General features: G+C 65.1%; 28 protein-coding genes and 1 tRNA gene. 17 read left to right on the forward strand and 12 right to left on the reverse strand.

The genetic code is table 11. The features are described from left to right. The first annotated feature begins 156 nt into the window (after positions 1–156). Positions 157–1,527: a cytochrome P450 gene (locus tag EOA28_RS02515; RefSeq protein ID WP_127249706.1), complete on the forward strand. Its 1,371-nt coding sequence runs from the start codon at positions 157–159 to the stop codon at positions 1,525–1,527. 66 nt (positions 1,528–1,593) lie between these two features. On the opposite strand, the gene EOA28_RS02520 is transcribed toward EOA28_RS02515, so the two are convergent. The 6 genes from EOA28_RS02520 to EOA28_RS02545 all read right to left on the reverse strand — a co-directional run bounded on the left by EOA28_RS02520 (position 1,594) and on the right by EOA28_RS02545 (position 7,362). Beyond that, positions 1,594–2,577: a complex I NDUFA9 subunit family protein gene (locus EOA28_RS02520; protein WP_128314552.1), complete on the reverse strand. Its 984-nt coding sequence runs from the start codon at positions 2,575–2,577 to the stop codon at positions 1,594–1,596. A gap of 371 nt (positions 2,578–2,948) precedes the next feature. Beyond that, the gene (locus EOA28_RS02525; RefSeq protein ID WP_189341902.1) at positions 2,949–3,950 is read right to left on the reverse strand and encodes an Ldh family oxidoreductase; all 1,002 of its coding nucleotides are present in this window, start codon (positions 3,948–3,950) and stop codon (positions 2,949–2,951) included. Positions 3,951–4,022: 72 nt separating this feature from the next. Continuing rightward, complete coding sequence (locus EOA28_RS02530) at positions 4,023–4,832, reverse strand: ABC transporter permease (protein WP_042645166.1); 810 nt, start codon at positions 4,830–4,832, stop codon at positions 4,023–4,025. Continuing rightward, positions 4,832–5,497: an ABC transporter permease gene (locus EOA28_RS02535; RefSeq protein ID WP_128314553.1), complete on the reverse strand. Its 666-nt coding sequence runs from the start codon at positions 5,495–5,497 to the stop codon at positions 4,832–4,834. The genes EOA28_RS02530 and EOA28_RS02535 overlap by 1 nt, the downstream gene beginning before the upstream one ends. Positions 5,498–5,693: 196 nt before the next feature. Continuing rightward, entirely contained in the window at positions 5,694–6,491 is a 798-nt protein-coding gene (locus EOA28_RS02540) for a transporter substrate-binding domain-containing protein (RefSeq protein WP_042645165.1), read from the reverse strand. 55 nt (positions 6,492–6,546) lie between these two features. Next, positions 6,547–7,362: an ABC transporter ATP-binding protein gene (locus tag EOA28_RS02545; RefSeq protein ID WP_127249703.1), complete on the reverse strand. Its 816-nt coding sequence runs from the start codon at positions 7,360–7,362 to the stop codon at positions 6,547–6,549. 210 nt (positions 7,363–7,572) lie between these two features. Between EOA28_RS02545 and EOA28_RS02550 the strand changes: the two genes are divergently transcribed. From EOA28_RS02550 to EOA28_RS02565, 4 genes are all read left to right on the forward strand, one after another. Continuing rightward, positions 7,573–8,445, forward strand: a complete 873-nt coding sequence (locus EOA28_RS02550) for a dimethylarginine dimethylaminohydrolase family protein (RefSeq protein ID WP_127249702.1) — start codon at positions 7,573–7,575, stop codon at positions 8,443–8,445. Further along, complete coding sequence (locus EOA28_RS02555) at positions 8,415–9,092, forward strand: TetR family transcriptional regulator C-terminal domain-containing protein (RefSeq protein WP_126063106.1); 678 nt, start codon at positions 8,415–8,417, stop codon at positions 9,090–9,092. The genes EOA28_RS02550 and EOA28_RS02555 overlap by 31 nt, the downstream gene beginning before the upstream one ends. A gap of 142 nt (positions 9,093–9,234) precedes the next feature. Continuing rightward, the gene (locus EOA28_RS02560) at positions 9,235–10,815 is read left to right on the forward strand and encodes a 5-guanidino-2-oxopentanoate decarboxylase (protein WP_127249701.1); all 1,581 of its coding nucleotides are present in this window, start codon (positions 9,235–9,237) and stop codon (positions 10,813–10,815) included. Between the two features lie 200 nt (positions 10,816–11,015). After that, the gene (locus tag EOA28_RS02565) at positions 11,016–11,723 is read left to right on the forward strand and encodes an SDR family NAD(P)-dependent oxidoreductase (RefSeq protein ID WP_127249700.1); all 708 of its coding nucleotides are present in this window, start codon (positions 11,016–11,018) and stop codon (positions 11,721–11,723) included. Between the two features lie 135 nt (positions 11,724–11,858). Here EOA28_RS02565 and rpsA read toward each other — a convergent pair whose 3' ends face one another. The 3 genes from rpsA to aroA form a co-directional block, all read right to left on the reverse strand. Next, a complete protein-coding gene (gene rpsA, locus EOA28_RS02570) occupies positions 11,859–13,556 on the reverse strand; it encodes a 30S ribosomal protein S1 (protein WP_127249699.1) in 1,698 nt (565 codons plus the stop codon). Between the two features lie 196 nt (positions 13,557–13,752). Further along, positions 13,753–14,403, reverse strand: coding sequence for a (d)CMP kinase (gene cmk, locus EOA28_RS02575; protein WP_127249698.1), 651 nt, complete (start codon positions 14,401–14,403; stop codon positions 13,753–13,755). Between the two features lie 265 nt (positions 14,404–14,668). Then, entirely contained in the window at positions 14,669–16,027 is a 1,359-nt protein-coding gene (aroA, locus tag EOA28_RS02580; protein ID WP_127256349.1) for a 3-phosphoshikimate 1-carboxyvinyltransferase, read from the reverse strand. Positions 16,028–16,221: 194 nt separating this feature from the next. Here aroA and EOA28_RS02585 point away from each other — a divergent pair, with 194 nt between their 5' ends. Next, entirely contained in the window at positions 16,222–16,620 is a 399-nt protein-coding gene (locus EOA28_RS02585; protein WP_126079851.1) for a TIGR02300 family protein, read from the forward strand. Positions 16,621–16,796: 176 nt separating this feature from the next. Further along, positions 16,797–16,872: transfer RNA gene (locus tag EOA28_RS02590), tRNA-Ala, on the forward strand. A gap of 109 nt (positions 16,873–16,981) precedes the next feature. Here the strand turns inward: EOA28_RS02590 and EOA28_RS02595 are convergent. Next, positions 16,982–17,482 (reverse strand): DUF6496 domain-containing protein, encoded by a 501-nt coding sequence (locus tag EOA28_RS02595; RefSeq protein ID WP_127249696.1) that lies wholly within the window; start codon positions 17,480–17,482, stop codon positions 16,982–16,984. 62 nt (positions 17,483–17,544) lie between these two features. Further along, positions 17,545–18,003, reverse strand: coding sequence for a YbhB/YbcL family Raf kinase inhibitor-like protein (locus EOA28_RS02600; protein WP_127249695.1), 459 nt, complete (start codon positions 18,001–18,003; stop codon positions 17,545–17,547). Between the two features lie 341 nt (positions 18,004–18,344). Between EOA28_RS02600 and EOA28_RS40830 the strand changes: the two genes are divergently transcribed. Beyond that, positions 18,345–18,470 carry a hypothetical protein gene (locus tag EOA28_RS40830; protein ID WP_281058740.1) on the forward strand — a complete coding sequence of 42 codons (126 nt, stop codon included), beginning with the start codon at positions 18,345–18,347 and terminating at the stop codon, positions 18,468–18,470. A 403-nt stretch (positions 18,471–18,873) separates the two neighbouring features. After that, on the forward strand, positions 18,874–19,230 hold the full coding sequence (locus EOA28_RS02605; protein ID WP_245463144.1) for a hypothetical protein: 357 nt from the start codon (positions 18,874–18,876) through the stop codon (positions 19,228–19,230). A 114-nt stretch (positions 19,231–19,344) separates the two neighbouring features. Here the strand turns inward: EOA28_RS02605 and EOA28_RS02610 are convergent, their stop codons facing one another. Beyond that, positions 19,345–20,457 (reverse strand): lactonase family protein, encoded by a 1,113-nt coding sequence (locus EOA28_RS02610; RefSeq protein WP_127249694.1) that lies wholly within the window; start codon positions 20,455–20,457, stop codon positions 19,345–19,347. Positions 20,458–20,718: 261 nt separating this feature from the next. Here EOA28_RS02610 and EOA28_RS02615 point away from each other — a divergent pair, with 261 nt between their 5' ends. Genes EOA28_RS02615 through EOA28_RS02645 form a run of 8 tightly spaced genes read left to right on the forward strand, consistent with a single transcriptional unit; the run spans position 20,719 to position 26,708 of the window. Next, positions 20,719–21,270, forward strand: a complete 552-nt coding sequence (locus tag EOA28_RS02615) for a MaoC family dehydratase (RefSeq protein ID WP_127249693.1) — start codon at positions 20,719–20,721, stop codon at positions 21,268–21,270. Positions 21,271–21,273: 3 nt separating this feature from the next. Then, complete coding sequence (locus EOA28_RS02620; RefSeq protein ID WP_127249692.1) at positions 21,274–22,434, forward strand: CaiB/BaiF CoA-transferase family protein; 1,161 nt, start codon at positions 21,274–21,276, stop codon at positions 22,432–22,434. Between the two features lie 20 nt (positions 22,435–22,454). Continuing rightward, positions 22,455–23,582 (forward strand): extracellular solute-binding protein, encoded by a 1,128-nt coding sequence (locus EOA28_RS02625; RefSeq protein WP_189341905.1) that lies wholly within the window; start codon positions 22,455–22,457, stop codon positions 23,580–23,582. 25 nt (positions 23,583–23,607) lie between these two features. Then, positions 23,608–23,994 (forward strand): hypothetical protein, encoded by a 387-nt coding sequence (locus EOA28_RS39955; RefSeq protein ID WP_245463145.1) that lies wholly within the window; start codon positions 23,608–23,610, stop codon positions 23,992–23,994. Then, positions 23,995–24,792, forward strand: coding sequence for a substrate-binding domain-containing protein (locus EOA28_RS39960; protein WP_281059025.1), 798 nt, complete (start codon positions 23,995–23,997; stop codon positions 24,790–24,792). 56 nt (positions 24,793–24,848) lie between these two features. After that, positions 24,849–25,586 carry an ATP-binding cassette domain-containing protein gene (locus tag EOA28_RS02635; RefSeq protein ID WP_126079845.1) on the forward strand — a complete coding sequence of 246 codons (738 nt, stop codon included), beginning with the start codon at positions 24,849–24,851 and terminating at the stop codon, positions 25,584–25,586. Further along, positions 25,579–26,316 carry an ATP-binding cassette domain-containing protein gene (locus EOA28_RS02640; RefSeq protein ID WP_126079844.1) on the forward strand — a complete coding sequence of 246 codons (738 nt, stop codon included), beginning with the start codon at positions 25,579–25,581 and terminating at the stop codon, positions 26,314–26,316. The genes EOA28_RS02635 and EOA28_RS02640 overlap by 8 nt, the downstream gene beginning before the upstream one ends. Further along, complete coding sequence (locus tag EOA28_RS02645; protein ID WP_245501462.1) at positions 26,313–26,708, forward strand: hypothetical protein; 396 nt, start codon at positions 26,313–26,315, stop codon at positions 26,706–26,708. The genes EOA28_RS02640 and EOA28_RS02645 overlap by 4 nt, the downstream gene beginning before the upstream one ends. Positions 26,709–26,719 lie beyond the last annotated feature (11 nt).

Here is a 26,719-nt window from a genome sequence, read left to right on the forward strand (position 1 = left end):
TATTGGTGACTATCGCAGGCTACCGCCGGCAACAAGCAGCTATTGGCTGATGCCGGTCACATTCCGGCGAGATGGCGAGACAGTGCGGTGCCGTCCGGTCACATGGACGCCGGCCTTGTCGGGCACTACATTCACCGCTGTCAGCGGAGCATCTTTATGGACACCAAGCCCGCCCCCTTCGTGCCGCCGGCGCCCAAGCCGCGCACTGAGCCGCCTTCGACGCTGGAGATGATGCGCATCGTCTACCGCAACCCGCTCGAATTGTGGGGCGAGCACACCTACAACGAGCCGTGGGTTTCGGCCAATGGCGTCGGCGGACACCTGATCGTCGCCAACGATCCCGGCCTCATCCGCCATGTGCTGATCGACAACGCCAAAAACTACAAGATGGCGACGGTGCGCCAGCTGATCCTGCGGCCGATCCTGCGCGACGGGCTGCTGACCGCCGAGGGCGAGGTCTGGAAGCGTTCGCGCAAGGCGATGGCGCCGGTGTTCACGCCGCGCCATATCTTCGGTTTCGCCGACCCGATGCTGAAGCGCGCGCTGGAATTCGTCACCCGCTATGAAGCGGGCGGCATGACCGATGTCGCGCATGACATGACCCTGCTCACCTATGACATCCTGGCCGAGACGCTGTTTTCCGGCGAGATCGCCGGCGAGCCGGGCAGCTTCGCCAAGGAGATCGACCGCCTGTTCGAGACCATGGGCCGCGTAGACCCGCTCGACCTGTTACGTGCTCCGGAATGGCTGCCGCGCCTCACCCGCATCCGCGGCCGCAAGACCATGGCCTATTTCCGCAACATCGTCGCCGGCACGGTGAAGATGCGCGAAGAACGGATGAAGCGCGATCCGGGTGGCGTGCCGCAGGATTTCCTCACGCTGCTGCTTCGGGCCGACGGACCGGACGGGCTGACCCGCGCCGAAGTCGAGGACAACATCATCACCTTCATCGGCGCCGGCCACGAGACGACCGCGCGGGCGCTGGGCTGGACGATCTATTGCCTGGCCGCGGCGCCCTGGGAACGCGACAGGGTCGAGCAGGAGATCGACGCCGTGCTGGCGCGCGAGCCCGATCCGACCAAGTGGCTGGACGCCATGCCGCTCACCCGCGCGGCCTTCGAGGAGGCGCTTAGGCTCTATCCGCCGGCGCCTTCGATCAACCGCGAGCCGATCGAGCCGGAGACCTGGAACGGCCTCTACATTCCGAAATACGCCGCCGTGCTGGTGATGCCCTGGGTCGTGCACCGCCACAGAAAACTCTGGGACAGGCCGAACGCCTTCATGCCGGAGCGTTTCCACCCGGAAAACCGCGACAAGATCGACCGCTTTCAGTACCTGCCCTTCGGCGCCGGCCCGCGCGTGTGCATAGGCGCCAGCTTCGCCATGCAGGAGGCGATCATCGCTTTAGCGATCCTGTTGTCGCGCTTCCGCTTCGACGTCACCTCCGACACCAAGCCATGGCCGGTGCAGAAGCTCACCACGCAGCCGCAGGGCGGCCTGCCGATGCAGGTCTCGCGCCGGGGCTGAGCAATGCATGCCGCCCAGAAATGTGCAGCGGTTCTGGGTTAACGACATGCATCAAACTTAGATCCTCTACCGGTCGGCGATCGGCCGGCGCTGCTGGAACTGGCCGGCGGCGCGGAAGCGCCAGAGATAGCTGGGCAGGATGGTGGCGATCGCTTGCGGCTGGATGCCCAGCCCGGCAAGCGTCCTGGCGGCCTTGACGGCGTCGTCCGAGACGACATTGTGCTCACGCAACTGCAGCACCTGGTCCTTGGTCAGGAGCGGATTGGGCAGCAGCTGGAGGATCGATGCCTGGATGTTCGCCACCCAGAACGGCACCGGCACCAGGAGACGGCGGCGTTCGATGACCGTCAGCAACTCTTCCATGCATTCCTTGAAGGTCAGCACCTGAGGGCCGCCAAGCTCATAGACCTGGCCACCCCTGACATTGCCGTCGACGGAGCGCGCCACCGCTTCGGCGACATCGCCGACATAGACCGGCTGGAACTTGTTCTGTCCGCCGCCGATCAGCGGCAGCACCGGAGAGTAGCGCGCCATGTTGGCGAAGCGGTTGAAGAAGGAGTCCTCCGGCCCGAAATTGATCGACGGGCGGAAGATGGCGGCGTCCGCGATCGTATCGAACACCGCCTTTTCGCCGAGCGCCTTGGTGCGGGCATAGCTGGACGGGGAATTCGGGTCGGCTCCGAGAGCGGAGATGTGGGTGAGGCCGACGCCGACCGAGCGTGCGGCCTCGGCGACGGCGCGCGCGCCGAAATCGTGCACCGCGCCGAATTTCTGGCGGCCGGTCTCATGCAGGATGGCGACGAGGTTGACGACATGGTCGGCGCCCTGCACGGCGCGGTCGACCGACCAGCGCACGCGCACATTGGCCTGCACCGGCTGGATCTGGCCGACATTGCCGAGCGGCTGCACGTGGCCGGCAAGGTCGGGCCGCCGGCAGGCGACACGGATGCGGTAGCCGCGCTTGGCCAGGGCGCGAACGACATGGCGACCGACGAAGCCCGAGCCGCCGAAGACGACGACGAGCTTGGGGGTCTGCAGGATTTCGGTCATGACTGGCTCCGCGCGAATGCTTGGCTGAAGCCGTTTCTTAATCCGTTTCTCGCCAAAGGCAAAGAGCGACCGGAGGTCGCCATTGCGTTGTTTTTGGACTTGCCCGGAACGCCCCTCCTGCAGGGTTTGAAGAAGACAGAAAACCCCGCCGAAGCGGGGTTTTCCGGGCAGTTCCGCGCCAAAACAGGGTCCAACGAGGCTGCCTGACCTGAGACGGTATCAAGGTGGCGTGAAGCAAGCACGCCCGCCTCGCCCTGAACGCCCGGCGCGGCGCCGCCAGCCACGAGCCGGACGAAGTCAACCAGGCGGCTCGCGGCATCGGTGCCGCGAATGTGTCGCGTCAGTTCGGGAAAAGGTTCAACAGCCGGGAATCAGGCCGAGTAACGCTCGGCGAATTCCGAAATGCGCTGCACGACCGACCTGGACGTGGTGATGCCACGCGCCTTTGCCTTCTCCGCGGCTTCGGCGCGCGAGCGTCCAGGAATATGCACGCCATAGCGCCGCCGCAGCCGGTCGAGCTGGTCCTTCATGCGCTGCTCGAAGTCCGGATCGAGCAGCTTGGGCTCGATGGCGAGAACGAAAAGGCCGGTGCCGGGGCTGTCCGGCCCGCCGGTGAACCAGGGCGCGTCGAGGGACCAGTTGGCGCCGGAAATGCCGGCGGCCAGCACCTCGACCATCAGCGCGATGTTGGCGCCGCGCTGACCGCCGAAGGCAAGCATCGCGCCCTTCATCGCCGCCGCCGGATCGGTGGTCGGGTTGCCGCTGGCATCCAGCGCCCAGCCTTCGGGGATCTTCTTGCCATCCTCGGCCGCCTTGCGGATGTTGACGAAGGCGGTGGCGCTCGACGACTGGTCGATGACCAGCGGCGGCCCGTCGGCGGCCGGCGAGGCGAAGGACATCGGGTTGGTGCAATAGACCGGCTTGACCGATCCGGAGCCGGCCAGCACCGCCGGCCCATTGGTGGCGGCGAAGGACACCAGCCCCTGTTCCGCCAGCCGCCCGGTGAAATAGCCGAGCGCGCCGCATGTGTAGGCGTTCTTCTGCGAGAAGATCGACACGCCGAACAGTTTCGCCGCCTTGACCAGGTCATCGATCGTGCGGTCGAAGCCGGTATGGGCAAGCCCGCCGCGCGCGTCGGAGAGGTAGACCGCAAGCGCCGGCCGCGTGATCACCGGATCAGCATTGCCGTGGATGCGACCGGCTTCGAGCGCCTCCAGATAGTCGATGAAATGCGACAGCCCGACCGTCGACAGGCCTTCGGCCTCCGCGGCGATGATCGAGGCGGTCAGCGACTGCGCCGCCTCCTCATTGGCGCCGGCGCCGAGCGCCGCCATCCGGCATAGGCCTGTTGCCTGGTCGAGGGTGAGTTGCATCAGAGTTGCCCTGCAGCGAGTAGCGAATAGGGAATAGCGAGTAGGGGAGATAAAGGAACTACTCTCTATTCGCTACCCGATCTTCACCGGAATCCTCGCCTCGATCCGGCTGAACGCGAAGACGAGAATGCCGGTGATCGTCATATAGATCAGCGCCAGAAGCAGCAAAGGCTCATAGGTCAGGTAGGTGTCCTGCCGCACCTTGGAGGAGACGGCGAAGATGTCGATGACGCTGATCGTCGCCACCAGTGGTGTCGACTTCAGCTGCAGCACCGTCTCGCCGGTCAGGGTCGGCAGCGCCCGGTAGAAGGCCTGCGGCAGCCAGATGCGGCGGAAGATTTTCCAGCGGCTCATGCCGAAGGCGCGGGCGGCCTCCAGCTGTCCGCGCGGCACGCCGGCAAAGGCGCCGCGCATCACTTCGCCCTCATAGCCGGCGAAGGAGAAGGTCAGCGCCACCACGGCATAGGGCCAAGCCTGCCGGAGATACGGCCAGAGCCAGGATTCGCGGATCCACGGATATTGCGGGAAGATCGAGCCGAGGCCGTAATAGAGCAGCCAAAGCTGCAGGAGCAGCGGCGTTCCTCGGATGATGGTGCAGAAGACCTTGGCCGGTGCCGAGAACCAGATCGGTCCGCCGGCCTGCGCGAGCCCGAGCGGCACCGCAAGCGCGAAGCCCAGCGCGCAGGTGACGGCCAGGATCCAGAGCGCCCGCCAGATGCCCATCAGGCCCATTTCCCAATATTGCGGCAGCCAGTCCCAGCGCATGAAGAGGGCCGCGCAGAGCACCAGCGCCAACGCGATCAGGATAAGCACGATGCGGTGCGGCTTGAGCCAGATCGAGGCGCGCGCCGCCATGTTGATCGCGGTGGCTTCGGCCGACATCAGCGCGCCTCCTTGACGGAGGGCATGCCGCGCCGCGACCAGGCCTCGACGCGGCCGATGATCAGGTTGGAGAAGAGGGTCACGGCCAGGTAAAGCACGCCGGCGGCGACGTAGAAGAGCAGATAGGCCTTGGTGACGCCGGCTGCCTGGCGCGTCGCCAGCGTCAGCTCGAAGAAGCCGACGACGGCAAGCAGCGCCGTGTCCTTGGTGGCGATCAGCCAGAGATTGGCGAGGCCGGGTATGGCGAAGGGGAGCATCGCCGGGAGCGTGATGCGCCTGGGCATCAGACTGGGCGACATGCCATAGGCGCGGGCGGCCTCGATCTGGCCTTGCGGGATGGCGAGGATAGCGCCGCGGATAACTTCGGTCGAATAGGCGCCCTGGACGAAGCCCAGCACGAAAATGCCGGCCGCCAGACCGCTGATATCGACACGGCTGTAGCCCATCGCCGCCAGCACCTGGTTGATGAGGTCGGTGCCGGCGTAATAGAGCAGCAGGATCAGCACCAGTTCCGGCACCGCGCGGACCACCGTGGTGTAGACGGCCAGAAGGTCGCGCGTCACCGGCCCGCCATAGAGCTTGCCGAAGGCGCCGGCGGTACCGATCATCAGGCCGAGGCAGGTGGCGCCGATGGCGATCTCGAGCGAATGCAGCAGCCCGACCAGCAGCGTGCCGCCCCAGCCTGGCGCCACCGGTGACAGGAGTTCGATGATGCCGGCCGCCGAGGCCGGAAGAAAGGCGTCGATCAGCTTCGCCCCCGGTATTGCTGGCAAGCCGCTGACGTCGAAGCCGGCGGCAAGCGTGCGTGGCAAGGATCGGGCATGGCGCGACCGCCATGCCCTCACTCAGTTGCGAGAGGGTTCAGTTCGACTGCGTGGCGCCGCCATAGATGTCGAAGTCGAAATATTTCTTCGAGATCTCGTCATATTTGCCGTTGGCGCGGATCGCCTTGATGCCGGCGTTGAACTTTTCCTTGAGCGCGGTGTCTTCCTTGCGGATGCCGGCGCCGACACCCGGTCCCAGCACCTCGTCGTCCGGGGCCACCATGCCCTTCAGGTCGCAGCAGGCCTTGCCCTGGTCGGATTTCAGGAATTCGCCGAGCGCAATCGAGTCGGCCTGCACCGCGTCGATCCGGCCGGCGGCCAGATCGTTGTTGGCTTCATCCTGCGTCTGGTATTCCTTGATCTCCTGCGCGCCGGTGAAGTGCTTCTTGGCGTAGACCGCATGCACGGTCGAGACCTGGACGCCGATCACCTTGCCCTTGAGATCGTCCGGCGTGGCGCCGAACTTCTGGTCCTTCGGCCCGATGATCGCGGTCGGAGTGTTGTAGTACTTGTCCGAGAAGTCGATCGTCTTCTCGCGCTCGGCCGTGATCGACATCGAGGAGACGATGGCGTCGATCTTCTTGGTGGTCAGCGCCGGAATGATGCCGTCCCAGGCAACCGGCGTGATCACGCAGTCGAGCTTCTCTTCGGCGCAGACCGCGTCGACGAAATCGATCTCCCAGCCGACCCATTTGCCGCTGGCGTCGGGCGAGGTGAAAGGCGGGTAGGGCTCGGCGGCGACGCCGATCTTGACCTGCTCGGCCTTGGCGACGCCGCCCATCGCCGCGACGCCGAGAAGCAGCGCTGCCGCGAATGTCTTGAGAACAGTCTTCATGTCAGGACTCCCAGTTTGTTGTTGTTCCCGGTTTTCGCCCCGCTTGACGCCGGCCCTAGCCGACATTGCGGAGGAATTGTTTGAGCCTTTCGGATTTGGGCGCGCCGAACAGCTGTTCGGGCGGACCCTCTTCCTCGACCAGCCCGTTGTAGAGATAGACGACATGCGTCGCGACCTCGCGGGCAAACTTCATTTCATGCGTCACCAGCACCATGGTGCGCCCCTCGCGCGCCAGATCGCCGATCACTATCAGCACCTCGCCGACCAGCTCCGGATCGAGCGCCGACGTCGGCTCATCGAACAGCATCACCCGCGGATTGATCGCCAGGGCGCGCGCGATCGCGGCGCGCTGCTGCTGGCCGCCGGACAGGAAGGCTGGATAGACATCGCGCTTCTCCGCCAACCCAACGCGGGCGAGCAGCTTCTCGGCCTGGGCGATCGCTTCGTCGCGCTTGACGCCCAGCACATGCACCGGAACCTCGATGACATTCTCGATCAGCGTCATGTGGCTCCACAGGTTGAAATTCTGGAACACCATGCCGAGCCGGGAGCGGATACGCTCGATCTGCCTGCGGTCGGCCGGAACGGTATGGCCGTGGCTGTCGGCCTTGAGCTTGATCTCCTCGCCATTGACCCGGATGATGCCGCTGGTGGGATTCTCAAGGCAGTTGATGCAGCGCAACAGCGTCGACTTGCCGGAGCCGGAGCCGCCGATGATGGCGACCACCTCGCCGTCGCGCGCCGACAGCGAAACGCCCTTCAGCACGTGCAGCTGGCCGAACTTCTTGTGCAGGTTCCCGACATGGATGGCTTCGGCGGCGGCGCTTTGCGCCTTGCCGGATTGGACTGGGGCGGCATCCGCCACGCTCACCGGGCAACCTCTCTATGGTCGAAGGCAGGTCGTCGAACGTCCATCCGGCTAATCAACATACGCTGCACTGCCCACTCCAGACCTCAGCATGGACCCGACAGCGCGAGCCCGTCAATCCCGCTCATTACGGCACTTGCGGCCTTGTTGTGCAAGTGTATAAATAGCGTTTCATGAAATTTTTTCGCTTTTTTTCATCTTAGAAGGGCATCGATGAGCGCTTTCGGATCACAGTCCATGGCGGCGCCGTTGCGGCGCGTGCTGATGCGTTCGGCGGCCAACGCCATGCGCAGCGCCGACAGGGCTGCCTGGCACTATGGCCCGGGTTTCGACCCGGCGAAAGCAGCAATGCAGCACGCGGTCCTTGCCGAACTGGTGGCGGCTTCGGGTGCCGAAATCGAGTGGATTGAGGACAAGGCCGACGGTCTCGCGGATTCGGTGTTCACGCATGACCCATCGCTGGTGACCGATCGCGGCGCGCTGATCCTGTCCATGGGCAAGCCGTTGCGTGCCAAAGAGCCTTCGCTGCATGAGGAGACCTATAGAAGACTGGGCATTCCGGTCCTCGGCCGCGTCGAGGCGCCCGGCCAGGTCGAAGGTGGCGACTGCGTATGGGTGGATGCCCGCACGCTGGCGATAGGGCGCGGCGTGCGCACCAACCAGGAAGGCATCCAGCAGGTTGCCAACCTGCTGACGCCGCTCGGCATTTCCGTCTACGGCTTCGACCTGCCGCTGTGGCAGGGCGAAGAGGCCTGCCTGCATCTGATGTCGGTGATCAGCCCGCTGGCCGACGACCTCGCGCTGGTCTATTCGCCGCTTCTGCCGGCCCCGTTCTACCAGATGCTGAAGGCGCGCGGCATCCGCCTGGTCGAAGGCGATCCGCAGGAGTTCGCCGCGTCCAACGGCCTCAGCCTGAACGTGCTGCCGACCAGCCCGTTGAAGGTCATTGCCGTTGCCGGCTTTCCCAAGACCAAAGCCGCGATGGATGCCGCCGGCTGCACGGTCGAGATCTTCGAGGCGGATGCGCTCTGCATTGCCTGCGAAGGCGGCCCGACATGCCTGACGCGGCCGATCCTGCGCCAATGAATGCGCCGTCCCGCCGCAAGTTCCGCCGCGAGGGCGAGGAGCGGCGGCGGCAGGACCTGATCGATGCGACCCTGGACAGCGTTGCCGAACATGGCCTTGAGGGCGCCACCGTGCGCACCATCGCCTTGCGCGCCGGCGTCACCGCCGGGCTGATCCGCCACTATTTCCCCGGCAAGGAAGATCTGCTGCGGGAAGCCTATGCGGCATTGATGGGCCGCATGACCGAGCAGGCGAAAGCGGCATTGCTCATGGAAGACGCCTCGCCCCGCCGGCGACTTGCCGCCTTCGTCACCGCCAATCTCAACGCGCCGATCATCGATCAGCGGGTGTTTTCGCTCTGGGCGACCTTCATCGGCCGTGCCGGCGCCGATCCGACGCTCGCCCGCGCCCACCGGGAGGGCTATCTCGGCTTTCGCAACGAGGTGGAAGCGGTCGTGGCCGAAGTGCTCGCCGCCGAGCGGCGCAAGCCGGACGCAAGCGAACTGCGCCACCATGCCATCGCCATCAACGCCATCATCGACGGGCTCTGGATCGAAGGCTGCCTGGCCGGCGAGATGTTCTCGCCTGGCGAATTGGCGGCGATCGGCATCAAAGCCATAGAGGCCGAGCTCGGCCTCGCGCCGGAAAAGCAATTCCAGGAAAAGTGAGAAGCGGTTTTCCGTCCGGAATTGCGTAGAAAAAAAGCAATTCCAGGAAAAGTGAGAAGCGGGTTTCCGTCCGGAATTGCGTAAGAAAGAAGAGATAGAGCGGGTCGCTGGAACAGTGACCCGCTGTAACGGGAGAAGACCAATGACCACCATCGGTGAAGCGCTGATCACCTTGCTCGAGGCGCATGGCGTCGACACCGTCTTCGGCATTCCGGGCGTGCATACGGTCGAGCTCTATCGCGGCCTGGCGCGTTCGAGGATCCGTCATGTCACGCCGCGCCACGAGCAGGGCGCCGGCTTCATGGCCGACGGCTATGCGCGCGCCGGCGGCCGGCCGGGCGTCGCCTTCGTCATCACCGGACCGGGGCTGACCAACACCATCACCGCCATGGGCCAGGCGCGCGCCGATTCCGTGCCGATGCTGGTCATCTCAGGCGTCAACGCCACCGATACGCTGGGCAAGGGTCTGGGCTACCTGCATGAGTTGCCCGACCAGCGCGGCATGATGGAAAAGGTGGCGCTGTCTTCCGAGCGCATCACCGAGGCCGGGCAATTGCCGGGCGCGCTCGCCCGCGCCTTCGCATTGTTCTCGTCGGCCCGGCCGGGGCCGGTGCATATCGAGATCCCCACCGACGTCATGGTCAAGCCCGCCAACGGCATCGCGGCGGCGCTGAGCAACGCCGCGCCCCCGGCGCCGGACGCGGCGGCGGTCGCGGAGGCGGCGAAGTTAATCAAGGCGGCACGCCGTCCACTGATCCTCGCTGGCGGCGGCGCCAAGCAGGCTGACGCGGCGTTGCGGCGCTTCGCCGAGACGCTCGGCGCTCCGGTTGTCGAGACCGCCAATGCGCGCGGCCTGCTGCATGGCCATCCGCTTTGCGTGCCGGCGAGCCCCAGCCTCAAGGCCGTGCGCGCGCTGGTGGCGGACGCCGATCTGGTGATCGCCGCCGGCACCGAATTCGGCCCGACCGACTATGACGGCTATGGCGACGGCGGCTTCGTGCTGCCGAACAATCTGATCCGCATTGATATCGGCGCCGACCAGATCGCGCGCCGGCCGGTGACGGTCGGCATCCAGGCCGATTGCGCCGAGGGCATCGAGGCTTTGCTTACGGCGGTCGGGCCCGGTCATGTTGCGGCTGGGGATGGCCAGGCTCGCGCCGCCGCGACGCGCCAGGCCGCGCGGGCCGAACTGAAGCCCGAATACCTGGCGCAGGTGCGCGCGGTGGAGACGATCCGCGACGCGCTGCCGGGCGCCATCATCGTCGGCGATTCAACCCAGCCGATCTATGCCGCCAACCTCTACTATGACCATGATCGTCCCGGCGGCTGGTTCAACGCCGCGACCGGCTTCGGCGCGCTGGGCTACGGTCCGCCGGCGGCGATCGGCGCGGCGCTTGCCGTTCCGCAAGCGCCCGTGGTGTGCCTCACGGGCGATGGCGGCTTCCAGTTCACCTTGCCGGAGATCGGCGCCGCGCTCGACGCCGACACGCCGGTGATCTTCGTCGTCTGGAACAATCGCGGCTATCGCGAGATCGAGACCTCGATGCTCGACGTCGGCGTCGAGCCGGTCGGCGTCTCGCCGGCGCCGCCGGATTTCTGCAAGCTCGCCGAGGCCTATGGCATCGCGGCCGAGCGGTTGACCGGAACTGCTGATCTGGCCGAGGCGCTGAAGCGGGCACGGGCGGCCGGCAAGCCGCGCGTCATCGAAATCACCGTCGACTGAAAGGCTGGTGCGGCCGTCGCCCGGCCGGTGCCGGCGGGTCGGCAATTATCGTCACCGGCCACGACCCCCACACATGCAAAGACGCTGCGCCAGCCATGTCGATATTTCAATTGAGTGACAGCGCGAAAGGCGCGACGTTCCAGCCTGGGGCGGCATAACCCGAGATATAATCATAAAAAAATGACAGGAGCGCTCAAAGTATGACGGAAACGCTTAACGGCAGGCATGTCGTGATCACGGGCGGCACTGGGGCGCTCGGCGGCGCGGTTGTCGGCAGATTGCTGGAGCAAGGCGCGATCTGCCACGTGCCCAATGCCCACGCGGCGGCCCCGCCGCATTTTCCCTACGCAGCCCACGCCAGCGTGCATCTGGCGCACAATGTCGACCTGTCGGATTCGGCCAAGGTCGAGGCCTTCTACCATCAGGTGCCCGAGCTCTGGGCCTCGATCCATCTTGCCGGCGGCTTCACCATGGCGCCGGTCGAAAAGATCGAGTCGGCCTCCTTCGCCGAAATGATGGACACCAACGCCCGCACGACCTTCCTGTGCAGCCGCGCCGCGGTGCGCTCGCTGCTGGCGTCCGACACGGCCGGCCGCATCGTCAACGTTACCGCGCGCGCCGGCCTGGAACCGCGCAAAGGTTCGGGCATGGTCGCTTATACGGCGAGCAAGGCCGCGGTCGCGGCAATGACGGTGGCGATCGCCGAGGAGTTGAAGCACAAGGGCATACTGGTCAACGCCGTGGCCCCCTCGACGCTCGACACGCAGGCCAACCGCGAAGCCATGCCGGACGCCGATTTCGCCAAATGGGTCAGCCTTGAAGCAGCTGCGGAAGCGATCGCTTACCTGGCCTCGCCCGCAAACCAGGCCATGAGCGGCACGCTGGTCCCGCTCTACGGCAGGGCCTGAGCTCTATCTCTTTTTTTACGCAATTCCGGACGGAAAACCGCTGACACTTTTCCTGGAATTGCTCTGATATCCCGACAAAAGAAAACCCCGCCGGATCGCTCCGGCGGGGTTTTGTTATTCGCGAAGCGAAAGGGCTTAGTTACCCTGCTTCTTCAGCGCCGCGCCCAGGATGTCGCCAAGCGAGGCGCCGGAGTCGGTCGAGCCGTACTGGGCGACCGCTTCCTTTTCCTCGGCGATTTCCAGCGCCTTGATCGAGACCTGCAGCTTGCGGGTCTTCTTGTCGAAGGCGATGACGCGGGCGTCGACCTTCTGGCCGACGGTGAAGCGCTCGGGGCGCTGCTCGTCGCGGTCGCGCGAAAGGTCGGAGCGCTTGATGAAGGTCTCGATGCCGCTGTCGACCAGCCGCACGTCCAGACCGCCATCCTTCACGCCGATGACCTCGCAGGTGACGACGGCGTTCTTGCGCAGCTCGCCGCTATTGGCCGCTTCGCCGACCGTGTCGCGGGCCAGCTGCTTGATGCCGAGCGAGATGCGTTCCTTCTCGATGTCGACGTCGAGCACCTGCGCCTTGACCATGTCGCCGCGATTGTACTCTTCGATGACCTGCTCGCCCGGACGGGTCCAGTCGAGGTCGGACAGGTGCACCATGCCGTCCACGTCGCCTTCCAGGCCGATGAACAGGCCGAACTCGGTCTTGTTCTTGACCTCGCCCTCGACCTGGCTGCCGACCGGATGGTTGCGCGCGAAGGCTTCCCACGGGTTCTCAAGCGTCTGCTTGAGACCGAGCGAGATGCGGCGCTTGGCCGGATCGACCTCGAGCACGACCACGTCGACTTCCTGGGTCGTCGACAGGATCTTGCCGGGGTGCACGTTCTTCTTCGTCCACGACATTTCCGAAACGTGGATGAGGCCCTCGATGCCCGGCTCCAGCTCGACGAACGCGCCGTAGTCGGTGATGTTGGTGACGGTGCCCTTGATCTTCTTGCCGATCGGGAACTTGGTGCCGATATCCGACCACGGATCCGACTCGAGCTGCTTCATGCCGAGCGAGATGCGGTGGGTTTCCTGGTTGATGCGGATGATCTGCACCTTGACCGTCTGGCCGATGTTGAGGATCTCGGTCGGATGGTTGACGCGGCGCCATGCCATGTCGGTGACATGCAGCAGGCCGTCGATGCCGCCGAGGTCGACGAACGCACCGTAGTCGGTGATGTTCTTGACCACACCCTCGACCACCTGGCCTTCCTCGAGGTTCTGCACGATTTCCGAACGCTGTTCGGCGCGGCTCTCCTCGAGCACGGTGCGGCGCGACACCACGATGTTGCCGCGGCGGCGATCCATCTTGAGGATCTCGAAGGGCTGCGGGTTGTGCATCAGCGGGGTGACGTCGCGGATCGGACGGATATCGACCTGGCTGCGCGGCAGGAACGCCACGGCGCCGTCGAGGTCGACGGTGAAGCCGCCCTTGACCTGGTTGAAGATGACGCCTTCGACGCGCTCACCCTTGGTGAACTTCTCCTCGAGACGCACCCAGCTCTCCTCGCGGCGAGCCTTATCGCGCGACAGCATGGCTTCGCCAAGCGCGTTCTCGATGCGCTCGACATAGACCTCGACGGTGTCGCCGACCTTGAGGGAGGAGTCCTTGCCCTTGGCGCCGAATTCCTTAAGCGGCACGCGGCCTTCGACCTTGAGGCCGACATCGATGATGGCCATGTCCTTTTCGATCGCGGTGATCGTGCCCCGGACAACCTGGCCCTCGCCGGAATGGCCGGCGGTGAATGATTCTTCGAGCATGCTCGCGAAATCGTCGCGAGACGGATTAGCAGCTGACATTGTTTCTCCTGGAATGCTCCGCTTTTGTCGCGGAGCGGGCGCCGTGGGTTAGCGTTGCGTGAGCCTGCCGGCGTTCCGGGCTGAAGAGCCCTTGGCCGCTATCTAAGCGGCAAGTCCGGCGCATGAAGAATGCTGGCAGGCTGGTTCGTGCCCGATATGGGTATTTTCGCCGCTCAAGGCAACCGAAAAAGCCCGATCAGGCCTTGTTTCTCTTGGCAAGGACATCGTCAACGATCGCCATTGCCGCCAGAAACGCGGCTTCTATAGCCATTTCGCTGGTATCAAGCAAGTGCGCGTCCGCCGCCGGCTTCAGCGGCGAGGAGGCTCTGCCCATGTCGCGCTCGTCGCGGCGCTCGATGTCGGCGAGGATGGTGGCGAAGTCGGCGCTGCCGCCCATGCTCTCGATCTCGGCCAGCCGGCGCTTCGCCCGCACCTCGGCGCTTGCCGTGACATAGAGCTTGATGTCGGCATCCGGGCACACCACCGTGCCGATGTCGCGGCCGTCGAGCACCGCGCCCGGCGGCGCCTTGGCGAAGGCTCGCTGCTTCTCGACCAGGATGCGCCGCACCGTGGGAATGACCGCGACCTTGGAGGCCGCTTCGCCCACCGCATGCGCCGACAGCACGGTACGGTCGAGGTTCGAAAGGTCCACCTGCCGCGCCGCCGTTTCCGCCGCCGAGACGTTGTCGAGCGGCAGGCCGAGCTCGAGCAGCTTATGCGCCACAGCGCGATAGGTGAGGCCGGTGTCGAGCAGGTTGAGGCGATAGTGGTCGGCGAGCCGGCGGGCGAGCGTGCCCTTGCCCGCGCCGGCGGGGCCGTCAATGGCAATGGTGAAGGTGTGGGTCATGGGCGGACCATCGCTTCGTTGGCGTGGCGACAAACCCTCACGCCTTCGTCATCCCAGGGCGAAGCGAAGCGGAGACCCTGGGATCCATGCCGTGACATCAGCCGAAGAATGCCACGGACCAGAATTCTGCACCGCTGCAGCGCGTTGGCGTCACGGCATGGATCCTGGGGTCTGCGCCGCGTCGCTTCGCTCCTCGCTCCGCCCCAGGATGACGACGGGACGGATGTTGGGTGCCAATCTCGAAAGTTTGCGATTGCCATCGCCGTCACTCGATCTCCGCGCCCAATCCCTTCATCAGTCCCATGAATTCCGGAAAGCTCGTCGCGATCATGTTCGCGTCGTCGATGGTCACCGGCTTCTCGGTGGCCAGCCCCATGATCAGGAAGCTCATCGCGATGCGATGGTCGAGATGCGTCTTCACCGCCGTGTCCGGTCCATTGGGGTGAGCGCCCAGCCCCTTGCCGCCCGGTCTGCCGCGCACGGCGAGCGATGCCTCGCCCTCGGTGCAGTCGACACCGTTGAGCTTCAGCCCGTTGGCGACCGCCGACAGCCGGTCGGATTCCTTGACGCGCAATTCCTCCAGGCCCTGCATCAGCGTCTCGCCCTCGGCGAAGCTGGCCGCGACCGCCAGCACCGGATATTCGTCGATCATCGACGGTGCGCGTTCCGGCGGTACGGTAACGCCCTTCAACTCGGAATAGCGCACGCGCAAATCCGCCACGTCCTCGCCGCCGGCATTGCGCGGATTGAGGATATCGATCCGGCCGCCCATTTCCTGCAATGTGAGAAGCAGGCCGGTGCGGGTCGGGTTCATCAGCACGTTTTCGATCACGATGTCCGAGCCCGGCACGATCAGCGCCGCCACCAGCGGGAAGCCGGCCGAGGACGGGTCGCCGGGCACGGCGATCGTCTGTCCGGTGAGCTTGCCCTGGCCTTCGATGAAGATGTGGCGCACGCCGCGCTCGTCGGTCTCCACGGTCAGGTTCGCGCCAAAGCCTTTCAGCATCTTTTCGGTGTGGTCGCGCGTCATCACCGGCTCGATCACCGTGGTGATGCCGGGCGTGTTCAAGCCGGCAAGCAGCACCGCCGACTTCACCTGGGCCGACGCCATCGGCACGCGATAGGTGATCGGCGCAGCATGCTTCGGGCCGCGCAGCGTGATCGGCATGCGGTCGCCGGGCGCCGCCTTCAGCACCTGCACGCCCATCTGGCGCAGCGGGTCCAGCACGCGGCCCATCGGCCGGCCCGACAGCGAGGCGTCGCCGATGAAGGTGGTCTCCATGTCATAGGTGCCGACGAGACCCATGGTGAGGCGCGAACCGGTGCCGGCATTGCCGAAATCGAGCGGCCCTTCCGGCTGCAGCAGCGCGCCGTTGCCGGTGCCGCGGATCACCCACTCGGCGCCGTTCTTCTCGATGTGTGCGCCCATCGCCTTCATGGCAGCTCCGGTGCGCATCACGTCCTCGCCCTCGAGCAGGCCTGTGATGCGCGTCTCGCCCGAGGCAAGGCCGCCGAACATGAAGGAGCGGTGCGAGATCGACTTGTCGCCCGGCACGCGCGCGGTGCCGGCAAGGGCAGGGGATTTGCGGGCCGTGGCTTGTTTAGCGGCGGCGGAATGAGACATTTTGTCTTCCAAATGGAAGGCCGGCTGGCCGGCCCGGTTCGTCATGATGCGGCGGTCTCGTATCACGGCGCGCGGCAATGGTCATCCCCTTGGCGCAAGCCTTTGAAAAGCGGGTTTCGAGCACATGTCTTTTGGCTTTGACAGCGCGGAAAACTGCGGTTAAGGGGACCATTCTTTTTTTGACGAGGCCTGACGTGGCAAAAGCTGAACTTGGCACCAAGCGTGTCGACCCCGAAACGGGTCGGAAATTCTACGACCTGAACAAAGATCCGATTGTCTCGCCCTATACGGGCAAGAGCTATCCGCGCTCTTATTTCGACGAAGGCAAGATTTCCGCCCTCGAGGAAGATGAGGAAGTCGCCGACAAGGAAGTGGACGGCGACGAGGAAGAAGGCGCCGAAGTTGTCTCGCTCGAGGACGCCGACGAGGAAGCCAAGGGCGGCGGCGACGATCTTCCCGATCTCGGCGACGACGAGGATGACGACGTCGATCTCGGCGATGATGAGGACGATACCTTCCTTGCCGACGAAGAAGAAGAGGACGATGACGTCTCCGACATGATCGGCGTCGGCGATGACGAGGACGAGGTCTGATTTTAGACCTCGGCGCGATTGTTTGCCGGCGATTTTCGCCTGTGACGAAAAAGCGGTCTTTGAAGGCTTGATCTTGACCGAAGGCGGCGCTAGAAGCCGCCAGCATTAAACGACGGCGCGGTTCCCAACCGCGCCGGATCTCTTCGCCGGAAACGGCGCCGGCTGACTGCCGGAGTGGGGCCATAGCTCAGTTGGGAGAGCGCTTGAATGGCATTCAAGAGGTCGTCGGTTCGATTCCGATTGGCTCCACCAAACAGTCCTTCCTGCGCAGATTCTTAGCGGCAGAAATCGTCACCGCTGCACGCGCTTGGCCGCGGCGCGCCCGAGCTCGTAGGGGTGGCCTGGACGCAATGTGGCGAGACTAACCGCGCACGCCGCGGGTTCTGGCTGCCTTGCGCGCAGCCGCTGACCGTCCGGCGGCGCCTTTGGTCTGCGCGGCTTTCCTGGCCGCCGCCGACCGCTCTGCGGCCGTGCGGCCGGATGCGGCGCTCTTGGCCTGCCGCGACAGGGCCTTGTGGGAGGCGGCGCTTTTCGGCTCGCCCTCGAGCACCTTCGACACCGCCTTCGAGAGCTTCGGCTGGCGCTTCGGCTTGCGTTCGCCCTGGCCTGCCTCGTAGGCATATTTGGCGCTCTTGCGCGTGGTCTCCTTCACGTCGCCTTTTTTGAGCGGCGGCAGGTCGACGCCCGCGCGGCGCGCTTCCGAAAGGCCGATGGCGATCGCCTGCTTGGTTGAGCGGGCGCCGTGCTTGCCTTGGCGGACTTTATCGATTTCCGCGTGAACGAATTCACCGGCCTGCGTGCTTGCCGATTTGCCTTCGCGCTTGTCCTTGCGCGCCTTTTCGATGGTTTTCTTGTCCGGCATCGTTTTTCTCCTTGTTCGAACGGGGCACGATCGAACGCCAACAGGCCACTTCGGATCGCGCGTCAGCGGCTTTCATAGGTGCCGACAAGCTCGGCGGTGGCGATCATGTGCGGTCCCGCATGGGCCAGAAGGTCGGCGATTGCCGTTTCTCCGCTGGATTCCAGCGTCTCCACGTCGAGTGCCGAAAGGCGGAAGTGATAGTGATGGACGCCATGCCCTTTTGGCGGCTGGGGACCGTCATAATGGGCGTTGCCGAAGTCGTTCACGCCTTGGCGGAAACTCTCCGGCCCGGCAGTGCCTTCGGGCAGGCGATCCCGCCCGGCGGCGATGTCATAGACTGCCCAATGGCGAAACATGCCGCGCGGCGCGTCGGGATCCTCGACGACAAGCAGGAAGCTTCTGGTCCCGGTCGGCGCGTTCTTCCATTGCAGGGGAGGAGACAAGTTGCCTCCGTTGCGGACAAAGGGCTCGGGAATGGTCTGCCCGGTTTCAAAGGCTGGGCTCTCAAGCGTGAAAGCCATGCTGGAACTCCCTGCTCTATCGCGTTCTTCTCGAAGAAAATCGACAAACGATCTTTGCTCGGATCGGTGGAGCGCAATCGCGGCTGGTTTCTTGGGAACGTGGGGCGTCGGCGGGAGTTCCAGCATCACGCCCCCCCGACGGCGCTCGATGAATGCTCGCAAGTGGAGCTATCGCCCCTTGAAAAGCTGCCCGGACGGAAGCGACGCAGGCCGTATCCGGCGAAAGAGTTGGCAGGTCGGCATAAGAGCCGTTGAGGCGGAACCGCAGGTCTCGACGATTTTGCCGGCCGCATTTTCGGTATATTGAATCGGAAGGTGTCGGCGCAGCAGGTAACAACGTCATGCGCGTTCTGGTCCGGATTGCGGTGATCGTCGCGATATTGTTGGCGTTGCTGTATCTGGGATTGTGGTATTCGACTGGCGAACAGGGCTTTCTGCTGCTCCCCGGCGGCGCGCCGTCTCAATAGATGGATGGCCCTGAAATTTGAACTGGCTTTGACATTCCTGCGATGAATTCCCGTTGGGCCACGGCGTCCCTGGGATGACCTGCTCGCCCGATTGTTTGGCCCGGGTACAAAGGAAAGTGCCCGAGGAAACCCCTATGCCGGCGACGGCAACTAGGCTAAGTGGCTTCCTGTCAGAGGGATGCTTATGAGAATTCCGGTTTTGGGTGGGAAACTGGCACAGGGACGGGTTCGATCCGGACTGCTTGCGCGATCAAGCAGTCTCTTGCCGATGCTGGGCGTTGTGGCCGCGCTTGTCGCTTGCCAGTCGACTCCAGACACACAGCCTGTTCCTGGCTCCCATCCTGTTGCTGACCCGCAACCCGCTCCAGCCGCTGCACCCGCTCCGGCCTTGCCGAATTCGGCGGTGCTCGATCAGACGGTCGCGGTCGTTCCGCCCGGCAAGGGCGTTCCGGCGAGATACGCCGCCTTCTCCGGCATCTGGGCAGGGCAGCTCAACGGCATGTATGACGGCAAGCTGGCGGTGCTGACCGTGTCCTCGGGCGGGCAGGTGACGGTCAGCTACGCATGGGGCGACCTGGCCGACAACAAGCCGGGCGTCGCCGACGGATCCGGCAGGATTTCCGGCAACACGTTAAAGCTCGGGCGCCTGCCGAACGGCGCGGACATCACCGCCACGATGCCGTCGCCCGGAACGCTCAACGTCACCTACGCGCTTGCCGGCCAGATCTATGCCGGCACGTTCGCCCGGGTCAGCCAGTAGGCAACGCCAGCCGTTAGAGCAATTCCAGGAAAAGTGTGAGCGGTTTTCCGTCCGGAATTGCGTAAAAACAAGGAGATAGAGCTGTTCGCCGTTTCCGTGAAACGGTGAAGCGCTCTAGAATTGAGCCAGGTCGCGCGTGATCCGCACGCACATCGGCGTTCCGATCTCGATGGCCTGCCCGGTGTCGGTCAGCCGGCCGCTTTGCTCGTCGCGTGCGAAGATCGAGATGCGGTCGGCGTTCTGGTTGGCTGAGAAGAGATGCCTGCCGGATGGCGTCAGCGCCAGGTTACGCGGCGTCGGGCCGCCGCATGGCGTGAAGTCCACCGTTTGGAGTTTTCCCGTCTGCTGATCGACGGCGGAGATCGCGACGCTGTCATGGCCGCGGTTGGAGCCGTAGAGGAAGCGCCCGTCGGGCGAGATCTGGATGTCGGCGCAGTGATTGTGCGCGCGAGCCTCTGCGGGTACCGCCGGCTTGGTGTCGATCAGTTCAAGCCTGCCTGAAGACGGCTCAAGCGCCAACGACACGACCGTCGAGTCCAGCTCGTTCATGACGAAGCCGAAGCGGCCGTTCGGATGCAGCGCGACATGGCGCGGCCCGGCGCCGGGCGCGAGCGCCGACGACGCGAGCTTCACCAGCGCGCCGTCCGGCTCGATCCGGTAGGAGATCAGCTGGTCGATGCCGAGATCGGCGACGATGGCGACGCCGCCCTGGATGGTCTCGGTGACGCTGTGCGCATGCGAGCGCTCCTGCCGCTCTGCATTGGGGCCGGTGCCGGAATGCGCGACGCTCGCCAGCGGCGCCGTCAGGCCGCCATCGGCCGCAAAGCCGAACACCGCAACCGCCTTGTCGGGGCCGCCGCTGCCCATGCCATAATTCGCGACCAGAAGCTTGCTGCCGTCGCGGGTGATTGTGTTGTGGGCGGTGATGCTGCCGAGCGATGGCTGCTTGTTGATATAGGCGAGAGAGTTGGTGGCGCGGTCGAAGCGATAGGCCGTGACCGTTCCCTCGCGCCAGGCGAAGACTTCCGAATTGGCATAGATCAGCGTCCCGTCCGGCGTAACCGACAGGAAGGTCGGATTGTCGACCTCATTGGTCTCGGCAAGTTTTTGAATGGCAAGCGTTGCCTCGTCGAAGGCGTAGACGCCGAGGCCGACGCCGCGTGCGCCCTGGAAATAGGGCGCCTCGCGGTTGAGGCTGCCGACAAAGACAAGACAGGCGCTTTGCATCGATCTTCCTCCCTAAGCCGGTTCCGCAAAAGTGTCTTACGGTTTTGCGAAGAGAACCTGCGAAACAACAATACCGGCGGCTCCTCCGCCTGTGCCGGCTTTGCAAAAATTTCGCCGATCGTCGCTTGCAAGGCAATCCCATATGTGAAAATATTATTCACAAAAGAAAATTGACGGGAGGAAAGCGACTATGCATCTCGCCATCCGGCATCGTGCCCGGAACCGCCTTGCGGGCCGCGCCGAAAGCTCCCGGAGCACGGCATGAGCGCGTTCTCGCCGACCGTCGGCGTCGCCTCGACGCATCCGGCCGACATGCCTGAGGCGCATGCCGACATCCCCGTCTGGAATTCGGAAAACTGGTTCTACGAGGACTGGCAGCCCGGCCGCAAAATCCGCTCGCTCCGTCGCACCATCGCCGAGGGTGAAAGCCATATGTTCAATGCGCTGGTGCTGGATATCCACCCTTACGTCCAGGACCAGATGTTCGCCGAGCGGGAAGGCATTTTCGGCAAGCGCTTGGTGGCCGGCGCCTTCGTCTTTTCGGCCGGGCTTGGGCTGGTCGCCACCAACTGCGTCAACGCCTTTTCCTATGGCTATGACAAGCTCCGCTTCATCAAGCCGGTCTTCATCGGCGACACCATTTATTCGATCCGCACCAACCTCGACAAAAAGCCGCGCTATCACGACATGGGCCTGATCCGCGCCCGCTATGAAGTCTTCAAGGGTGAAGGAGAGCTCGTGCTCTACTGCGAGCATCTGCAGACGGTGAAATACAAGAACCCGGCCGATTTCGTCGGCAAGACCGAGAAGTGAACCGTGGCCGCTGACGCTGAACTTCCGCTGACCGGCCTCGTGGTCGTCGACATGAGCCAGTTCCTGTCGGGGCCTTACTGTTCGCTGCGCCTGCTCGACCTCGGCGCGCGCGTCATCAAGATCGAGCGGCCGGATGGCGGGGATCTGTCGCGCCGGCTCTATCTCAGCGACACCGAGATCGGCGGCGATTCCACCATCTTCCATGCCATCAACCGCGGCAAGGAGAGCCTGGCCGTCGACCTCAAGAACGAGGCCGATCTCGCCGCGCTGCGCGGCCTGATCGCCAAGGCCGACGTGCTGATCCAGAACTTCCGGCCGGGCGTCATCGAGCGGCTCGGCCTCGATTACGAGCATGTCAGCACCATCAACCCGCGGCTCGTCTACGCCTCGATCAGCGGCTATGGCGAGGACGGCCCCTGGGTGAAGCGCCCGGGGCAGGATCTGCTCGCCCAGGCGCGCTCCGGCGTGATGTGGCTGAACGGCGACGAGGAGCAGGGGCCGGTGCCGTTCGGGCTGGCGATCGCCGACATGCTGGCGGGCGCGGCCTGCGCGCAAGGCATCCTCGCCAAACTGGTGCGGCGCGGCATCACGGGCGAGGGCGGCCATGTCGAGACCAGCCTGCTCGAGGCGCTGGTCGATTTCCAGTTCGAGGTGCTGACCACGCATCTCAACGACGGCCGCCGCCTGCCGAAGCGCTCGTCCTTTCGCAGCGCCCATGCCTATCTCTCGGCGCCTTACGGCATCTATCCGGCCAAGGACGGTTACCTGGCGATCGCCATGACGCCGATCCCGAAGATTGCCGATCTGCTCGAATTGCCCGAGCTCGACCCGTTCCGCGACAAGCCCGCGACCTGGTTCACCGCCCGCGACGAGATCAAGGCCATCATCGCCAGGCGCATCGCCGAAAAAACCACCGACCAGTGGCTGGCCATTCTCGAGCCCGCCGACATCTGGTGCGCCAAGGTGCTGACCTGGCCGGAACTGATGGAAAACGACGGCTTCAAGGCGCTCGACATGCTGCAGACCGTGACGCGGGAGGACAATGTCTCGATCCTCACCACGCGTTCGCCGCTGCGCGTCGACGGCGCCCGCGCCAAGGTGGATCGGGCCGCTCCGCGCATCGGCGAGCACAGCGAGAAGATCCGCGCGGAGTTCGGCCTGTGAGCGGTGGTTTTCTGAAAGGCATGACCTGGAGCCATCCGCGCGGCTACGACCCGATGATGGCTTGCTCGGCGCTGTGGCAGGAAAAGACCGGCGTCTCGATCGAATGGGAGAAGCGCTCGCTGCAGGATTTCGAGTCCTTCCCGGTCGAAGAGCTCGCCCGCGCCTATGATTTGATCGTCATCGACCATCCGCATGTCGGTCAGATCACCGCCGAGAAATGCCTGGCGCCGCTCGATGTGCCGGGACGCGAGGCGGAACGCGAGGCGCTGGCCAGGGGCAGTGTCGGCAAATCCTACCCGAGCTACACCTGGCAACAGCGGCAATGGGCTTTTCCGATCGACGCCGCCACCCAGGTGCAGGCCTGGCGGCCGGATTTGATCGAAGCCGCGCCGGTGATCTGGACCGAAGTGCTGGCGCTTGCCGAGCAGGGCCGCGTGCTCTTGCCGCTAAGGCCGCCGCACTCGCTGATGTGCTTCTACACTTTGGCCGCCGAACTCGGCCGGCCCTGCACGGTCGACGGCTCGGTTGACCTCATCGATGGCGAAACCGGCGAAACCGCCTTCGAGATGCTGAGCGCGATCGCGGCGCTCGTCGATCCCGCATGCCTGACGATGGACCCGATCACCGTATTCGAGAAAATGGCCGAGCCGGGCTCGCGCATCGCCTGCGCGCCGCTGATCTATGGCTATGTTTCCTATGCGGCGGCGGGTTTTCGGCCGCATCGCCTCGGCTTTGCCGACATGCCGGTCGTCGGCGGCAACGACCCGGTCGGCTCCGCGCTTGGCGGCACCGGCATTGCCGTCTCCGCCTTTTCCGCCGCGCGCGAGGCGGCGATCGACTTCGCTTACTGGATCGCCAGCGGCGATGTGCAGCGCGGCCCTTACGCCGCCGCCGGTGGCCAGCCCGGCCATGCCGCCGCCTGGGAGGATGACGCCGTCAACGCCGCGACTGGTAATTTCTATCGCGCCACGCGCGCGACGCTCGAAGGCGCCTGGGTCCGCCCCCGCCATGACGGCTACATGCCGTTCCAGCAGCAGGCCTCCGACCGCATCAACGAAGGCCTTGCCGGCAGACAGGACGCGGGCCGCGTCGTCGCCGACATCAATCGCCTGTTCCGGGAGAGTTTCGCGCCGGCCGCCGCCGGCTAGTTTCACTGCACCAAGGGAGGAAAAAATGACCAGCCTGATACGCGGCCTGCTCGCCGCAACCGCCTTAGTCTCGATCCCGTTCGCCGCCCATGCCGCCGACGTGAAGTCGGTGATCGACGGCCTGCCCGCCGACCTCAAGGCGCAATATGACGGCGCGCCGCAGAAAGTGCTGCCCTCGGCCTGGGATAATTTCACGCCGCCGGCGAAGCCCTGGAAGTGGTGCCATTCGGAGAGCTACCAGGGCAATCCGTGGCGCGTCTCGGTCACCAAGGAGCTGAAGCGGCTGGTCGATGGCCTCATCGCCGGCGGCACGGTGTCGAGCTTCGAGGTGTCGGATTCGAACAACGACGCGAGCCAGCAGATCAACCAGATCCGCGCCTTCATCGACAAGAAATGCTCGATCATCACTTAGATCCCGGGCTCGGCGACAGCGCTCGACGACGCTGTCGATGCTGCAGCCAAGGCGGGCATTCCCTTCATCACCGCTGCGGGTTCCATCACCAGCCCCAACGCCATCAATGTCGATTCCAACTATGCCCGCTGGGGCTATGACATGATGACGGCGATCGGCAAGGTGAAGCCCGACTCAAGCGTGCTGGTGGTGGAAGGCATCGGCGGACATCCGATCGTCGTCCAGGAAAAGCAGGGCGCCGACAAGGCGCTGTCCGAGAACAAGGGGCTCAAGGTCGCGCGCACCGTCAACGGCAATTGGACGGCCAACGTCACCAAGACAGTGGTGCTGCAGGCGATCGCCACCAATCCGGCGCCGATCGACGCTGTGTGGACGACCGGCAGCGAAAGCCGCGTCGTCGCCGAAGCCTTCGCCGAAGCCGGACGGCCGGCGCCGCTGATCACCGGCTCGATCACTGGCGACGCGCTCGGCTACTGGAAAGCCAATCCCGACAAGTACCGCTTCGAGGGCCATGCGGTACTGCCCGGCTGGACGGCGCAGACGCTGTTCCGTGTCGGCGAGCGCATGCTCGACGGCCAGAAGCCGAAGCTCAACACGCTGCTGATCCCGATCCCGCCGGTTCATGCCGCCGAGCTCGACAAATGGTACAAGGACTGCATGACGCCGGATGCCGTATCGGTCTTCCCTGTGCCGCCGACCGACCCGATGCCCGAGGACGTGCTCGACGCCTATTTCACCAATCCCGCGGCGACCAAGGGCTGGGATTATTCCAAGGTGCCGGACGCCTGCGCCAAGTGATGTCACGCGAAGCCGGCTCCTGCTGAGGAGTCGGCTTCTCCTTTCCGGGAAGAAAAATGCTCGAGGTCCAAGGCGTTTCAAAGCGCTATGGCGAAACCGTCGCGCTGGCGGAGGCGTCGATCGCCTTCCGTCCCGGCACGATCCATACCATCCTGGGCGAGAACGGCTCGGGCAAGAGCACGCTGGTGAAGCTGTTGTCCGGCATCGTGCAGCCGGATGGCGGCGCGATCCTGCTCGATGGCAAAGCGTTTTCCGGAGCGCAGCCCGCCGCCTTTCAGGCCGCGGGCTTTGCCACCGTGTTCCAGGAGGTGCTGGTCGCGCCTGAACGTTCGGTGACCGACAACATCCTTCTCGGCCTCGACGGCCTGTGGCGACGAGGCGTGCCGCGCGGCGAGCGGCGCGCCAGGGCGCAGGCCGCGCTCGGCCGCTTCGCGGTGACGCCGATCGATCTCGACCGGCCGTGCGGCGAGCTGCCGCTTGCCGCAAGGCAGCTTGTCGTGCTCGCCCGCGCCGTCATCCGCAACCCGCGTGTCCTGATCCTCGATGAGGTGACGGCGGCGCTCGACTTCGCCGACCGCGAGTCGGTCTTCGCGCTGATGCGCGCCATGGCCGGGGCGGGCACGCTGATCCTGTTCATCACGCACCGCATGGACGAAGTGATGGCTTTGTCCGACCGCATATCCATCCTGCGCGCCGGCCGCGTGGTGAAGACCGAGGAGCGCGGCACCTCGACCCCGGCCGAGCTCCTGGCGGCGATGGCGCCGCAAACGGCAGCGGAGCTGGCGCATGGCTGAGACAAAGGCGCTTCATGTGCGGGGGCTGGTCATCGCGCCGGGTGTCGATCCGATCAGCCAGACCATCGCGCCGGGCGAGATCGTCGGTCTTGCCGGGCTCGACGGCCATGGTCAGGAACGCTTCCTGCGCGCGCTGGCCGGGCTCGAGCGTCCGGTCGCGGGCGACATCGCTGTCGACGGTAAGGCCGGATCGATCACCAGCTTTCGCAAAGCCGTCGCCGGCGGCATCGCCTATCTGCCGCGCGATCGCCGCTCGACCGGCATTTTCCCGACTCAATCGGTGCTCGACAATTTCGCCATTTCCACCGTGTCGAACGACCGCCGCTTCGGCCTCTTGAGCTTCGCCGCCCGACGTCGTCGCTACGATACCTATAGGCAAAGGCTCAGCATAGTCGCGCCGCGTCCCGACGCGGCCATAACCACGCTGTCCGGCGGCAACCAGCAGAAGGTGCTGCTCGCCCGCGCCCTTGCGCTGGAGCCAAACTTCCTTCTGCTCAACGACCCGACGCGCGGCGTCGACGTGGCGACCCGGCACGTGCTCTATGACGTCTTCCGCGGCCTTGCCGCCGAGGGCATGGCCTTGGTGATCCTGTCCAGCGAGATCGAGGAGATACTGCTTCTCTGCCACCGCGTGCTGGTGTTCCGCGAGCAGCGCGTATCGGCCGAGTTCTCCGGCGCCGAGATGACCACCGATACGGTGATCGCCGCCATGTTCGGACGCGCCGCATGAGCCCGACCCTTCGCAAGCTGCGCGGCGTCGGCTTTGCTGTCGTGATGCTCGTCGTCCTGCTGGTGCTCAACGTCGCGCTCAATCCGGCGCGTTTTCAGCCTTCGTCCTGGGGCACGCTGCTCGGGCTGGCCGCTCCCCTGATCGGCGCGGCCGTCGCCTCGGCGCCGGTCATCCTGGCGGGACGCGGCGGCATCGACATCTCCGCCGGCCCGCTGATGGGCTTCGTCAACGCCCTGGTCATCCAGGTCCTGTTCCTCAATCTCCGCATCTCGTCGCCACGATCGGCTGGATGCGCACGATGGTGGCAAGCGCGCCATTCGCGGCGCCAACAGTCGCCCCGACCAACAGCGCTGCCGGAACGACGATCCATGGCGACGAGATGCCGAGATTGAGGAACAGGACC

The sequence above is a fragment of the Mesorhizobium sp. M2A.F.Ca.ET.067.02.1.1 genome (assembly GCF_004023285.1).
Lineage (GTDB): Bacteria > Pseudomonadota > Alphaproteobacteria > Rhizobiales > Rhizobiaceae > Mesorhizobium.